This is a genomic window from Symploca atlantica LB2515 (genome assembly GCF_052546295.1).
In genome coordinates, this window is record NZ_JBQWMT010000001.1 from 5,503,390 (window position 1) to 5,517,958 (window position 14,569).

Sequence of the window (14,569 nt, forward strand, 5' to 3'; positions counted from 1 at the left end):
CGATGTAAAGCCGCATTTAATCTTGCAAGATATTGATTAATTTTGACCTTAAAACCCTGCGGCTTCAGCTACATCTTATTGTGATTTTTTGGTAAACCTCTCTACCCAAATCGGTATATTCGTAGAGGTAAAACTGTAAGAAGTTTATCTCTTAGGGATGAGAGATGCCTAAAAACCGGGATAATGCTCGATCTTGAGCATTTGCGAATAATTAATTTCTGATTAAATAATATTAATAATTTAAAAAAACAGTTTATTTACAAAAAACAAAAATATTGAAAACGAGCAACAACAACCCTATTCCTAGAAAAACTTCTTAAGTCTCTAAAGGCTAAAGTTGATCATCAACAAATTCCCTAAAGACGGCTAAAATATCAGAGGTTTTCTCGGACATCACATTCTCTAGAGGGAGATTGAGGGGGTGAGAAAGACTTGTGTATACACCGTAGCTCGACAGGTAGAATTGACAACGGAAGTGTAAAGTATTCAATCGATTAGCGCGAAGGTGTTACCAAAGGATTTTTGTTCTTGGGTCATTTGGCGGCGGAGTTCCTTGGCACGTTGCACTTTAACTGAGGCTACTTTTTGTCCAATAACAATGTTGTTAGTTAACTCTTTTTTAGGTGTTGGAGGTTGCTGAGGAGTGAGGCTATTCATTAACAAAGTATCATAATAATCGGTTTGTATTTTTGCATTTTGTATGACCTCTCCCCCAGCCCCTCTCCTACAAGGAGAGGGGAGCCGGAGTTTCATTTCATGTTCCCCCTTCCCTCGCAGGGAAGGGGGTTAGGGGGTTAGGTTTTTCAGAGATGTGGCAGAGTGCGATCGCACTTGTGGAAGTGAAGGCGCACAGATATCGCTGTTTCAGCTACGCTTATTTAAGTCTATAATTCCAAGTCTTTATAGCCAAGTCGATATACCAACCTAGATAGTTAGGAGTTTGTATTTTGTATGTTTCCCACCATTTCAAAGTAGCCTCATCAATAGGTTGCGTAATACCTTTTATTAAATTTAATAGTAAAAAACAAGTTTTGAACGAGCCAGTTGTAGCTTGTGCAAGGTATGAATTCGGTTTGCACCACTTTAACATACCATTCCTGGTAAAGAATGGATTTGTATGAGGCGTAGGTTTATTTTTTAAATCGACCGCACCTTGAGTACAAACTAACCATTCAACAATAGAATCTTTTGATAAAGGATGATTGTCTTTAGCTAAAATAAATCCAAATCTGTCTATAGGTACTTTTATATTTGGTTTCGCTGCTGTTGGTAGCCAAAGAAATAAGTATAAACCTTTACCAGTATTAGTTATTTCTGCCAATTTCTTATGGTTTTTACCTTCCCCCGTACCGTATAGTAGCTTGCTGTAAGTAGGGCTAACCATTTCCTTGACTTTTGGTTGAGAGAGAAATAGGGTTCGTAAAGCCATAAAATGTTCGTGATGTTTTTTATCTATTTTTCCTATAAAATTGAGAGTGAAAAGAGGTAAGCCGCTATAATTACAACCAGAGTTTAGATGAATTTCTGGTAAGCCAAATATTGGGTAAAGAATATCATAAGTCTTACCACAGAGTTTAATTTTACCTGAGTTATTATGATTCTCGACTCTGAATTCCCAGAAGCAAAAATCATTCTCAAACTTTGATGCTTCTTTATCTGTGTAGTTATCCTCGTGGAATGTAGGAGCGATCGCTACTAGCATTACTGACAAGGAGTAATCTATTTGGCTTGCAAAAACTTTCTCTTCCAAAAGAGCTTTACGATATCGGGTTAACTGAGATACTATCCCCCTGTCCTCCTCATTTTTTAACTCAATTATTACTGGCTGATTGACTGATTTAGTACAACATAATAAATCGCATTGTTGCCTTTTTATACTAAGCTGGCGCTTGACTAAAACTAAGTCTGGAAAAAGTTCGCTGAAATTATCTTCGATGTAATCTTCTAAATCCCTTTCCGATTGAAAGCGTATTTCGCCACCAATGTATATTAACTTACGATTGGCTTTTTCTAATTTTTTATCAAATTTTTTAAGGTAGGGGGATAAAGATTGTGATTTCAGGTATGGCATGAGCACTTCCTAAATATTCAGTAAGGTGGGCAATGTTCACCCTACATTAACTACTCGATAAGTCGCCATTCGTTGTATTACTTAAATTTTGTTCTGACATACTTTCCTCCTTTTCTTATCTTTCCCTACCTTAACAACCAACTAAAATTTCATTTTCCTGCAATTTGTTCCCCTACCCAAGCTCTAAAAGCTCTCATTGTCTTATTCCTGCCCTCAGTCTTTACCTGGCTTAAATATTGGGGAATGACCTCAATCAGTGGAAAATTAGGGAAAATCAAACTAAACGCCGACTCGATATACTTCCCATCTCGTAAAATATTAATTTGCAATATGCCATTTTCAAATCGCCAAAGTTCAGGCACTCCTAATGCTTCATAAATACTCGGATGAGTGCGAGATGTTATATCTATCTCTAAAGCTAAATCTGGAGGTGGATCGACGGACAACTTTAATCTTTCTTTTCCTCTTACTGCGGCTTCATTTTGAATATAAAAGCAGTTATCTGGTTCTATTCCTTTCAGTATCTCCTCACTTTTAAAAGTACTAGAACCAAGAGGATAAAAATCAATGTCTAGTTCTTCTAGAAGAATTTCAATAAAGTTAGTAATAAATAGCTTTCTAGTTTCATGCTCTGGCAAGGGTGTCATGATTTCTAAAATTTTGTTGTCATAGGCTATTCTTGATGCCCGATGTTCTCCTAACTCTTCTAATATGCTTTCAAATTCTTGCCAGGTTACATTCTCTAAAAATACTTTATGACCGGGTGGTATATTAAATCGCTTTAATTCCAACAACATGGCCTGACGCTCGTCTTTATGCATTGAACAACAAATAAGGTGGGCATTTGCCCACCCTAACTTAATTATCTCGCTGCCGCAGGCATCCCCAAAATATCTTCAATCTTGGGCATTTCCTCTAAGGGAATTACCCTTCCTTCATCCTCAAAACCAGCAATTTGATCAAAATTCAAATACTGATACAAATCACCCGCAAAAGGATCAATTTTCTTGGCAACAAGATCCAGGTATTCCTGTACCGTTGGCATGCGCCCTAACAAAGCACAAACTGTCGCCAACTCCGCAGAACCAAGGTAAACTTGCGCACCTTTGCCCATGCGATTATTGAAGTTGCGTGTTGAAGTAGAAAACACCGTCACGCCATCTTCTACCCGTGCCTGATTTCCCATACATAGAGAACATCCCGGCATTTCGGTTCTGGCACCAGCAGCACCAAAAGTGCCGTAGACACCCTCTTCCTTCAATTGCTTTTCATCCATGCGGGTTGGGGGACAAATCCAGAGGCGTACCTTGACAGGTGGTTCGCCTTCTAGTGCCTTGGCGGCAGCGCGGTAGTGGCCAATATTGGTCATGCAAGAACCAATAAACACTTCGTCAATCTTGTCTCCTGTCACCTCAGACAGTAGCTTCACATTGTCTGGATCATTAGGTGCGGCAACAATCGGTTCGGTAATTTGATTTAAATCAATCTCGATTACCTCCGCGTACTCGGCATCCGCATCCGCCTCCATCAGCACCGGATTCGCCAGCCATTCCTCCATCTTGGCCACCCGGCGCATAATTGTACGCGCATCCTGATAACCCCGCGCTACCATATTCTTCAATAGCGCTACATTAGAACGCAGATATTCCGAGATTGTCTCTACACCCAGCTTGATGGTACAACCAGCACAAGAACGTTCTGCCGTAGCATCAGTCAATTCAAAGGCTTGCTCAACTTTTAAATCTGGCAAACCTTCAATCTCCATAATGCGGCCGGAGAAGACATTCTTCTTATTCTCCTTGGCCACCGTCAGCAATCCTTGCTGAATTGCCACATAGGGAATCGCATTGACAATATCCCGCAGTGTCACCCCTGGTTGCAATTCCCCTTTGAACCTTACTAAGACAGATTCCGGCATATCCAACGGCATCACACCTAAAGCTGCAGCAAAAGCCACTAACCCCGAACCTGCTGGGAAGGAAATTCCCAAGGGGAAACGGGTGTGAGAGTCACCGCCAGTACCCACGGTGTCTGGTAACAACATCCGGTTCAGCCAAGAGTGGATAATGCCATCGCCGGGACGCAAGGCGACACCAGCACGAGAAGAGAAGAAATCAGGCAGTTCTGTATGAGTTTTGACATCAACTGGCTTGGGATAGGCAGCAGTATGACAAAAACTCTGTAGCACTAAGTCTGCACTAAAGCCGAGACAGGCGAGTTCTTTCAATTCGTCGCGGGTCATCGGACCTGTGGTATCTTGAGAACCAACCGTAGTCATCAGTGGTTCGCAGGAACTACCGGGACGCACACCGGGTAAACCGCAGGCTTTGCCCACCATCTTTTGAGCCAGAGTAAAGCCTTTGCCTGTATCCTCTGCTATTTGGGGACGGATAAACAGGGTACTGGGTTCTAATCCTGTGGCTTCGCGGGTTTTATCGGTAAGACTACGCCCAATCAGTAGGGGAATCCTGCCACCAGCACGGACTTCATCGAGTATCGTGTCTGGCTTGAGTTTAAAGGTGGAAATTACTTCTCCGGCTTCGTTGATGATTTCCCCTTTGTAGGGATGGATAGTAATCACCATACCTGTTTCCATCTTGGTGACATCACACTCGATGGGCAAGGCACCAGAATCTTCGGCGGTGTTGAAGAATATAGGCGCGATCGCATTTCCTAAAATATAGCCCCCGGCTCGTTTATTCGGCACGAAGGGAATATCATCACCAATGTGCCAGAGCAAGGAGTTAATCGCCGATTTGCGGGAAGAACCAGTACCCACAACATCCCCAATATAGGCTATAGGATACCCTTTTTCCTTTAATTTAGCAATCGTCTCTATGCCATCAGGCATCAGAGATTCCAACATTGCCAAGGCGTGTAAAGGAATATCGGGCCGAGTGGTGGCGTGGGTGGCGGGAGATAAGTCATCGGTATTGGTCTCTCCTGGCACCTTGAACACGGTCACTGTGACAGCTTCCGGTAGTTGGGGACGGGAAGTGAACCAGGCAGCATCTGCCCAAGCATCGATTACCTGCTTGGCGTAAGCATTGCTATCGGACAGAGCGAGGACATCATTGAAGGCATCAAACACCAGTAACGTCTTACTCAGGGCTGTAGTCGCTGTTGATGCTAAGTTGGTCTCAGGAGACTTGAGTAGATTAACCAGGGATTGGACATTGTAACCCCCAACCATTGTCCCCAAAAGTTCTACGGCATACTGGGGAGTAATTAGAGGGCAGGTGATTTCCCCCTTAGCAATGGCTGTTAAAAACCCGGCTTTGACATAGGCGGCTTGATCAACACCAGGGGGGACGCGATCGCGCAGCAATGCCATCAACGTCTCTGCTTCGCCGACTGGCGGTGCTTTAAGTAATTCACATAACTCGGAAGTCTGCTGAGCATCTAGCGGCAAGGGTGGAATCCCTAAGGCGGCCCTTTCAGCGGCATGTTGACGATAAAATTCAAGCATTGTAAATGTCTCCTCTGGTCGCAGAAGCAAAATTAGGGCAGTTCAATTACCATTTTCCTCAGGTAAAAGGCTACTGCCACAGTCATCTTCTTCGCTATTGGCGGTGAAAGCAATTATCCAAAAACGGCATTGCCAATAGGCTAATTGTTACACTATGTTACGCCGTAAGATTGCTAGCAAGCTATTAAGAAAGAGCGATCGCTGATCTTCCGCTAGACTTTGGTAAGGAAAAAAGAAACTTTGTTGCCGATCACAAGTAACAAAAGATAACCCGGACTCGACTTTTTTGGGCTAAATAATTCCTCAAAAAAAGCTACATAACTTCAGAATTGTTAATGATAAATTACAGTAATTAAATCCCTGAGATAAGATTATTGATATCTATCTAGAATTATCTAGGATATTGGGTTTTAATGGAGTCTTAATTAAGTCAAACTCAAATAATTATTTCTCTGAGCGTACTCAATTCCCAATCCTGATATTAGACCACATTTGCGGAATCTCAGATGCTGCTCTTGGATAATTAGAGGAGGGCTGTAATAGCTATCACTAAAGGAGTGATATCAAGATAGCTATTGAAGCTAGTTGTGCAAGTCGAATTGCTGCAACGCGAGGCACTCTCCATTGGTTGAGTTACCCTCAAGCCGGAAAATTATGTTGCTCATATACCGTTTTTGTCTGCTCATTGGTGGCGTTTTCGTTGCTATCTCCGTATTTGCCGGGTTTGACGGCGTAGAGTTTGATAATGGCTTCGATGCCGATATTGAAATAAGGGATAACTCAGATAGTAATAGTACTCCAGAAGCTGAAGCAGTAATAGCCAAAAAAAACCGCTGGTTTAACCTTTTAAAGCCACCAATCTTTAGTTTCAGATTTTGGACTTTCGGTAGCTGTTTCTTCGGGTTGACAGGCGTTCTGCTATCGAGGATTCAACCTCCCATGTCCCAGTTACTAGTTGCCATTATCTCCATTGCTGTCGGTGCCATCTTTGGTGCAGTAATGGTGGGGGTGTTGCGTAGTCTGCGGCAAAGTCCAGTTGATAGCTTAGTACGTCCTGCTGATGTGGTTGGTCTTTCTGGTATTGTAGAAATCCCCTTCGATTCGATGAATAAAGGCAAAGTACGCGTCAGCGTTAAAGGCTTAATAGTGGATTTTGTCGCTTTCACAACACACACCCACAGCTTAAGCCAGGGAGAGCAGGTATTCATTGTGGAAATGAAGGGTTCTAAGGTGTGGGTTTTACCTGAAAGTTCCCTAACTAACGAATAAGGCAACCCGCTTAAGCCAAGTTTTTCCGTCAGCAATTAATCGTTATTAATCCTGTGTTAACAGCCAGGGAAACAATGACTAATTACCAATGACAAATAACATGAAAATTCAACCAGAATTTCAATCTTTCTTTGCAGAAGAAGCCGCAGTAGTAAAACTGGCACAAATAGAGCCAAATCAGTCTGTATCTTTTCAAAAGAATGACGTCCAGGGACAATTATCTACCGCATTGCCGATCGCTCTATCCCTGTTTGGAGTCTTGGTATTGATTTGGTTTATCAATGTCTTTATGCGGATCTGTAAACCCAATGAAATCCTCATTTTATCGGGTCGTGAACACCGTACCAGGGAGGGACAAAAGTTAGGCTACCGAGTTATCTTTGGCGGCAGAACAATTTGCATTCCCATCCTGGAACAAGTCAAATACATGGATTTGACCACCATGCCAGTATTAGTGGAAGTACACAACGCCTACTCTAAAGGAGGGACACCAATCAACATCCAAGCGATCGCTAACGTCAAAATCTCTAGTGATCCGGCGATTGTAGGCAATGCCATTGAGCGCTTTCTCGACCACGACCGTTCTGAAATTAACCGCGTGGTGCGGGAAACCCTAGAAGGTAACTTGCGGGGTGTGGTTGCCAGCCTGACTCCAGAAGATCTCAATGAAGATCGTTTGAGTTTTGCTGAGCGCATTGCTCAAGACGTATCTCGTGACTTATCTAAGCTAGGTTTACAACTCGATACCCTGAAAATTCAGAGCGTCTCCGATGATGTAGACTACCTCAAATCGATTGGTCGCCGTCGTATTGCCATGATTGTGCGCGATGCAGAGATTGCCGAGTCCAATGCTTTGGGGGAAGCCGAACGCATCGAGGCTGACTGTCAACGACAGGCAGAAGTTGCCAAAACTCAAGCCCGCACGATTGTTCAGCAGAAAGAAAACGAACTACGCAAAATCAAGGCGGAACTAGAGCAGCAGGCCCGTTCAGAAGAAGAGCGCACTACAGCAGCAGCCAAGGAAGCTAGAGCTAGAGCCGAGCAGCAGCTACAGGTCATACGTGCTGAGCTAGAGCGTCTGCGCTTAGAGGCTGATACGGTACTCCCAGCAGACGCCGAACGGCAGGCAAAAGAACTCAAAGCCAGAGGTGAAGCTTCTGTACTGGCAGAAAACGCTAAGGCGGCAGCTCTAGTTAATGATATGCTCTCACAAGTTTGGCAAAAAACCGGTACTGAAGCTTCCGAGGTATTCTTAATTCAGCAAATTGAGATGGTCTTGCGCGAGGCGGCTCAGATTCCCGGTCAATTACACCTCGATCAAATTAACGTAATTGACAATGGCGACGGTAAATCGATCGCCAGTTTGGTTAAAGTTTATCCAGAAATTGTCTCTCAGTTTCTTGATCAGGTAGATCAAACCCTGGGTATTAATGTTTTAGGCACTCTAAACCGCAATCATCGCGACAAAGGAGTTCAATAATGGAAGTCATCTTAGCATTACTCAGCGTTCTTGGTCTGGGTACTGGGGCCGGCTTTTTTGTAATTCGCAACCTCTACTATATTTGTCAACCTAGTGAGGTGTTGATCTTCGCTGGTTCTAGCCAATCCACCTCAGAGGGACGCAGAATAGGATATCGCTTGGTTAAGGGTGGTAGCAGCATCCGGGTGCCACTTCTAGAGCGTACCTTCCGCTTAGATTTGACCAATATGATTATTGAATTACGGGTGTCCAATGCCTACTCTAAAGGTGGCATTCCTTTGCAAGTGGAGGGAGTGGCTAATATCAAAATAGCTGGCGAGGAACCCACGATTCATAATGCCATTGAGCGCTTGTTGGGCAAAACTCGCCAGGAGATTGAACAGTTAGCCAAAGAAACACTGGAGGGGAATTTGCGAGGTGTGCTGGCTTCTCTGACACCAGAACAAGTTAACGAAGACAAGATGGCTTTTGCCAAAAGTTTATTAGAAGAGGCGGAGGATGACTTAGAAAAGTTAGGACTGGTGCTAGATAATCTGCAAATTCAGACTATTGCCGATGAAGTCCGCTACTTGAACTCTATTGGACGCAAACAAACGGCGGAATTGCTGCGCGATGCTCGGATAGCGGAAGCTCAAGCTCACGCAGAGTCAATGATCCGGTCGGCAGAAAATGAGAGAATTACAGCTCTCAGACGCATTGATCGGGATATTGAAATTGCCAAAGCTGAGGCAGAGCGACGAGTCCAGGATGCGCTCACCAAGCGGGGAGCAGTGGTGGCTGAGGTGGAGGCTGAGATTGCCTCGGAGGTAGTGCGGACTGGAGCTGAGGTAGGAGTACAAAAAGAGCGGATTAAGCAGGTAGAACAGCAGCTACAGGCAGATGTCGTGGCCCCAGCAGAGGCGGATTGCAAGCAGGCAATTTCCCAAGCCAGGGGTAATGCCTCGCAGATTATCGAACAGGGTAAGGCACAAGCAGAGGGGACAATGCGCTTGGCCGAGTCTTGGAAGGCTGCTGGCCCTTCAGCACGTGAAATTTTCCTCTTCCAGAAGCTGGAAGTGCTATTAAAGACAATGGTTGCTTCTGTGCCGGAGGTTGAGGTGCAAAATGTTACGGTGATTAACGAGCAAAGTGGCGGCAATGTCACCAAAATCGCCGCTTTCCTAGAGCAACTCCGTCAGACAACTGGTATGGATTTTGCTGGTGCGGTGCAACATTTAGCGGGGGGTGAGCCTGGAGGGAACGGTAAATTGCGCCGTTTGGCTGTGAGTGAATCATCAGAACAGATTTCTTTGGAAAATTCCCTGCGCCAAGAAGTTCAGCCTCTCTTAGACAAACTGGCACTGACCAAGCCAACCACTGGCCAATGTGAACAAGCTGTGCAGCGAACTATTAAGCAATCTCCCAATCTCCAAATTCGGTTGAAGAAAGCCTTGAACATAGGAGGTCAAGAGGCTTTGCAGGAAATTTTTGCTCACCCTGCAATTCACATTCCGACTAGGATGCTCAAGGCTTGGCTAGAGGAGGAATAACAGTATAAACAAAAAGCACACTCAGGTAATCAAGTATGCTTTTTGTTTATGCCTGTCGCCACATTTGCTGGATTTTGTCCGGTAAAAAGCCATCAATTTCTTCTACTCGCTCCTTCGATAATTCATCTTTGGTTGCAGAAAAGATTGCTGTAACGACAGTTTCTGCTGTTACTCCTCTCGGTAAGCTGCCTTCTTGAGTAATTCTAAACAAGAAAGTATCGGCATCAAACTTGAGAGGGGGTCGAACCCGACTCAGAAAGCTGACGATGGGATTTGTGTCTTTCCAGAGGTCTGCTACTTCGCCCTTTGGTACTTCATCTACCGTCGGTATAGCTTCGTGTTTTTCCTGCAATTCTTGTCCCACGCGCTGGGAGGCTTCGGTAGTCATTAAGTCGCGCATTGTGCGGAATACTACCTCAGCTATATCGCGGGCGTCGAAGACATCTTCTAGATGAGCCTTGGTCTTGACTTTTTCTAGGAAAGGTGTGTTGGTTGTCATGGAACTTTCCTCAATTTAATAAGGTTGCGATCAGATAATCTTAAACTTTTACCTTCGCAGAAAGTTTTCAGACAATCAAGTATCTATGTATATAGATAAATTGTAGGAGTACTCTCAATTAGTGATGATTGGCGTTAATTACTGTTCCTTTGTGACAATCCTTAGTAACCTACTAATTTCTCTCAATGCCGCTGATTTTGAGTACATCAGTTAAAGTTGAACAGTAAGTTTCTAAGCCAAAGGTTTCTGGGTTGATGGGATTTTTATAGGTGAAATACCGATAATCCAGGCTGAATCTATCCCACGCTGCCATCTGAATTCGGAACAGAATAATAAAGAGACTAGCAAGCCACGGGTACAAAGGTAAGCGAAAATAAATTTTTTTGCCCAGATAGGCACAAACTTCTTCCACAGCCTGGTTGATGGTTAATCGCTGATTGCCCAAAACTATTCGGTCAGCAGATATACCCTCCATCTCCGTAGGTACATCGTCCTCTGGTGGATACTCGACGAGGGGATGCTCAACTAGATAGCTTACTACTTGAGCAATGTCTCTGGCATGGATAAAGTGGAAACTGCCATCAGCTTTAAACCAGCGAATCAGGTTAATCCATTTCACTACATCTGCAATGCCGGAGGATATATGAGAATAGGGTTTATTCTCGTCTCCTCCTAAAACTAAAGTAGGAAACAAAGCAGTAATCTTCGGAGCAATTGCCAGTTTTGACAATCGCATCAGACAGTCATACTTAGAACGGATGTAATCTGTCCCTAATTGACCAGCTTCTTTAAGTAATCGATTATGGCGGTCTAGAATACTGGCAGTAGAGAAGTAAATTACCTGTTGACAAACTAGAGGGTCAAGCAATTCCATCAACCGGATGGTTTTTACCACATTAATATCAAAGGACTCTGCTGAACCTCCCCAAGCCGTTGCGGCCAATATTGCCACATCCATCGTCTGGAGTAGGTCACCCAAACGCTCAATCTGGCGCAAGTCTCCTTGCAAAATTGTTACACCAGGATGATTCTCGTAGTCAAAACCCAGTTTAGCTGGGTTCCTGACTAACAGGTACAACTCGTGTTCAGTTTCCTGAAGCAACGCTTCGGTGATGTAGTGACCAATACAGCCACTGGCACCTGTCAGAAAAATCCGCTTGGGGTTCATACTTACCTTGAAAGTGCAGGTATTGGCAGGGGAGATGGGGTGGGAATAGTCAGCAATCTATCTAAATCATTAATCTATTTTCGAGACAAAAAACTAAATAGTTGTCTTAATCTAAGATCAATTCTCTTGAACTTTGAAATAAATGAAACATTCTCGGTTGTTTGTTATTGATCATTGATTATTCACTCTCCACAGCAGACAAAGAACCAATGACCAATAACAAACTTTCTCAGTTAACCAGAACCTTCCGGTATTGATCTTAAAAGAAATTAGGCGTGGACAGCCAAAAGTTTATCTGCTTGTTTAGCAGTCTCAAAGAAGAACCTCACGTTATCCTCTGGAGTTCCAGGTAAGACACCGTGACCAAGATTAAAGATATGACCTTGGTTACCTGCTTTACGAATGTTATCCAGAATGCGATCGCGGATAAAATCCTTGGAACCAAATAGCGCACCAGGATCCATATTTCCCTGCACTTTCATTTGAGAACCCAATCGCTGCCTAGCCTCTGCCATGTCTACTGTCCAGTCCACACTGACAATATCAACACCTGATTGGGCCATTCTTTCCAAAACGCCAGCACTACCACTGATATAAAGGATTAAAGGCGTGTCGGGATGAGTTGCTTTGACCTGGCGAACTACCTGTTGTTGATAAGGCAAGGCAAAAGTCTCGTAGTCTTGAGGACTCAGTTGACCCGCCCAAGAGTCAAACATCTGTACTACTTGAGCTCCATTATCAATTTGGTAACAGACATAAGCCGCGATCGAATCAGCAATCTTGCCCAAAAATTGGTGTAGCATGGCAGGCTCAGAAAAAGCCATGCCTTTGATAATGGAATAATTTTTCGAGCTTTTACCCTCAATTGCGTAGGCCGCCAGCGTCCAGGGAGCGCCGACAAAACCCAACACCGCTGCTTCGTTGCCTACTTCTTGCCGTAGCGCTTGCAAAATCTCCCGAATAAACGGCAGTTTTTCCACCTCTAGAGGATGGATTTGGTCAATCTGTTCCTGAGAGCGAATCGGTGGGTCAATAATTGGACCCTTACTTTCGATAATATCGAAGGGAATGCCGATTGCAGGCAGGGGTGTCAGAATGTCGGAAAATAAAATGACCCCATCCGGCTGAAATGCTTTCCAGGGTTGCAGAGAAATTTCAATGGCAATTTCTGCAATTTCCGAGCGATCGCGGAATGAAGGATATTTATCCCGTAAATCTCGGTAAGCCTTCATGTAACGACCTGCCTGCCGCATCATCCATACCGGGGGACGGTCTAATACTTCACCACGAGCTGCCCTTAACAAGTAAGGAATCTGGGTTGACCCAGCCATATTAATTCCACCCTATACAAACTTTTCTGCGCATTTGTTAGCTTACCATTTTGCAATTGCCTAGAGCTGTTGGAGGTTTGAAGGCTGAACTTTCCTGTTGGTCTTGCCTTGTTGCCAAACGATTTGGCATGTTGAAAGCTCTCCCTTGTCTTTTCATCTGGCGGCAATAACTACACTTCCCAACTAAGAGTCCCCTGGTCAGCATCTAACTGTACTAACTGTCCTAGAGGAAGAGCTGCATTAACACCATCGTGACCGAAAGGAAGTTCCGAGACAATAGGTATACCGAGGTCACTCAGGCGATCGCGCAGTACCTCTTCTATAGTCCAACTGGGAATATCTTGAGGTGGTTCACATTGACTAAAACGCCCCAAAGCAATACCTCGAATACCTTTCAAGGCTCCATTCATACGCCACTGGGTGAGCATGCGGTCAACTCGGTAGGGAGCCTCTCCGACGTCTTCTAGGGCAAGGATAACGCCATCTAGGGGAGGTTGTATTGCTGTTCCCAACAAATGGGTCGCAACGGTAAGATTGGCTGGTAGCAGCAGGCCACTAGCCCTACCACCACCCCAACCAATACCAGTAAGCGGAGCCAAAGGACGGCCTTCAACACAATTAAATAAGCGCTCAAGTGACCAATCTGGCTCAGCAGCCAGAGTTGTTAGTACTGGTCCATGAACACTAGAAATACCTACCTTAACTAAACTCCATAACAAACTGGTAATGTCAGAAAAACCAATGAGCCACTTGGGAGATAAGGAAGCAACAGAAAGTTGCTGCTCTGTTTGGGAGTGGGGTTGATATTCTAGAGTTCCCTGACTAGGTAGCCATGTCCAGTTTTCCAGGAGTCTAGCGCCACCATAACCACCTCTAGTACAGAGAATGCCCCGACATTGAGAGTCTTGCCAAGCATCAGCCAACTGACGGCGTCTTTCAGCATCTACTCCAGCAAGATAGCCTTCCTTAGCGTCCCAATTGTCTGACAGTTGGACTTTATAGCCACGCGATCGCCAAATTTCTAAACCCTTCTCAAATCTTTCCAACTCTCGTAGGGGTCCACTCGGAGCAATCACCCGCAATAAATCACCCGGTTTGAGCGGTGGCGGTAGCTGGGAATGTAAATCCTTGGTCATATAATCGCTTCGCGGGCAAAGGGAAAATGGAAAATGGAAAATATAAGCCATAATCTGGTGTATAAAGCTCAATTTTCGATTTTCCATTAACTATTTTCTATTAGAGAAGTTAACTGTCAACCTACAACCGATTTAACTCAACCTTGCTGTACATTCAAGAAGTAACTTTTGATTAATCAGAGCATAGGGTTGGATTTCTAGAGCTTTGCGAAATGCTTGAATTGCTGCTCTGTAATCTCCGAGGGCAGCATGGGACAAGCCTAGACCATGGAGTGCGCCGAAATGAACTGGATTGAGCGTGATTACTTCCTGACAATCGTCTCTTGCCTTCTCGTAATCACCTATGGTGTAGTAGAGGAGAGCGCGTTGATTTCTGGCTTCAGCGAAATCTGGTTGGTCGTCAATCAAGTCTGTTAGTAGTGCTTCTGCCTGTTTTGTATCTCCGCTTTTGAATAAGGACTGAATACGCTCCAGTTTTTCTAGTCCATATATTCCCTTTTGATAAAACCAGATGCGCCAAAGTTCTCCTGTTGCCCGTTGACGGACTTTCTCTTTGGGATTTTTCAGGTCTTCAAGTAACAAATTGATTGATGAGTCATTCATGGATATAGAGTCGT

The 14,569-nt window shown here is 44.3% G+C and carries 12 protein-coding genes; 3 read left to right on the plus strand and 9 right to left on the minus strand.

What is annotated here, in order from left to right:
* Nucleotides 1–486: 486 nt before the first annotated feature.
* The 4 genes from ACT7WV_RS22860 to acnB form a co-directional block, all read right to left on the minus strand.
* Nucleotides 487–657, minus strand: a complete 171-nt coding sequence (locus tag ACT7WV_RS22860; protein WP_445105083.1) for a hypothetical protein — start codon at nt 655–657, stop codon at nt 487–489.
* A 217-nt stretch (nt 658–874) separates the two neighbouring features.
* Nucleotides 875–2,071 carry a PDDEXK family nuclease gene (locus ACT7WV_RS22865; RefSeq protein WP_445105084.1) on the minus strand — a complete coding sequence of 399 codons (1,197 nt, stop codon included), beginning with the start codon at nt 2,069–2,071 and terminating at the stop codon, nt 875–877.
* A gap of 149 nt (nt 2,072–2,220) precedes the next feature.
* Entirely contained in the window at nt 2,221–2,868 is a 648-nt protein-coding gene (locus ACT7WV_RS22870) for a Uma2 family endonuclease (RefSeq protein WP_463424293.1), read from the minus strand.
* Between the two features lie 65 nt (nt 2,869–2,933).
* Nucleotides 2,934–5,540, minus strand: coding sequence for a bifunctional aconitate hydratase 2/2-methylisocitrate dehydratase (gene acnB / locus ACT7WV_RS22875; protein ID WP_445105086.1), 2,607 nt, complete (start codon nt 5,538–5,540; stop codon nt 2,934–2,936).
* Nucleotides 5,541–6,194: 654 nt separating this feature from the next.
* On the opposite strand from acnB, the gene ACT7WV_RS22880 reads away from it, so the two are divergent.
* The 3 genes from ACT7WV_RS22880 to ACT7WV_RS22890 all read left to right on the plus strand — a co-directional run bounded on the left by ACT7WV_RS22880 (nt 6,195) and on the right by ACT7WV_RS22890 (nt 9,818).
* Nucleotides 6,195–6,809: an NfeD-like protein gene (locus ACT7WV_RS22880; protein WP_445105087.1), complete on the plus strand. Its 615-nt coding sequence runs from the start codon at nt 6,195–6,197 to the stop codon at nt 6,807–6,809.
* 100 nt (nt 6,810–6,909) lie between these two features.
* On the plus strand, nt 6,910–8,289 hold the full coding sequence (locus ACT7WV_RS22885; protein ID WP_463424294.1) for a flotillin family protein: 1,380 nt from the start codon (nt 6,910–6,912) through the stop codon (nt 8,287–8,289).
* Nucleotides 8,289–9,818, plus strand: a complete 1,530-nt coding sequence (locus ACT7WV_RS22890; RefSeq protein ID WP_445105089.1) for a flotillin family protein — start codon at nt 8,289–8,291, stop codon at nt 9,816–9,818. The genes ACT7WV_RS22885 and ACT7WV_RS22890 overlap by 1 nt, the downstream gene beginning before the upstream one ends.
* 46 nt (nt 9,819–9,864) lie before the next feature.
* Here ACT7WV_RS22890 and ACT7WV_RS22895 read toward each other — a convergent pair whose 3' ends face one another.
* The 5 genes from ACT7WV_RS22895 to ACT7WV_RS22915 all read right to left on the minus strand — a co-directional run bounded on the left by ACT7WV_RS22895 (nt 9,865) and on the right by ACT7WV_RS22915 (nt 14,555).
* Complete coding sequence (locus tag ACT7WV_RS22895; RefSeq protein WP_445105090.1) at nt 9,865–10,317, minus strand: DUF2267 domain-containing protein; 453 nt, start codon at nt 10,315–10,317, stop codon at nt 9,865–9,867.
* Between the two features lie 172 nt (nt 10,318–10,489).
* Nucleotides 10,490–11,485: an NAD-dependent epimerase/dehydratase family protein gene (locus ACT7WV_RS22900; protein ID WP_445105091.1), complete on the minus strand. Its 996-nt coding sequence runs from the start codon at nt 11,483–11,485 to the stop codon at nt 10,490–10,492.
* Nucleotides 11,486–11,754: 269 nt separating this feature from the next.
* Nucleotides 11,755–12,816 carry a uroporphyrinogen decarboxylase gene (gene hemE / locus ACT7WV_RS22905; protein WP_445105092.1) on the minus strand — a complete coding sequence of 354 codons (1,062 nt, stop codon included), beginning with the start codon at nt 12,814–12,816 and terminating at the stop codon, nt 11,755–11,757.
* A gap of 170 nt (nt 12,817–12,986) precedes the next feature.
* The gene (locus tag ACT7WV_RS22910) at nt 12,987–13,952 is read right to left on the minus strand and encodes a S66 peptidase family protein (protein WP_445105093.1); all 966 of its coding nucleotides are present in this window, start codon (nt 13,950–13,952) and stop codon (nt 12,987–12,989) included.
* A gap of 132 nt (nt 13,953–14,084) precedes the next feature.
* Nucleotides 14,085–14,555 carry a tetratricopeptide repeat protein gene (locus ACT7WV_RS22915; protein ID WP_445105094.1) on the minus strand — a complete coding sequence of 157 codons (471 nt, stop codon included), beginning with the start codon at nt 14,553–14,555 and terminating at the stop codon, nt 14,085–14,087.
* Nucleotides 14,556–14,569: the final 14 nt, after the last annotated feature.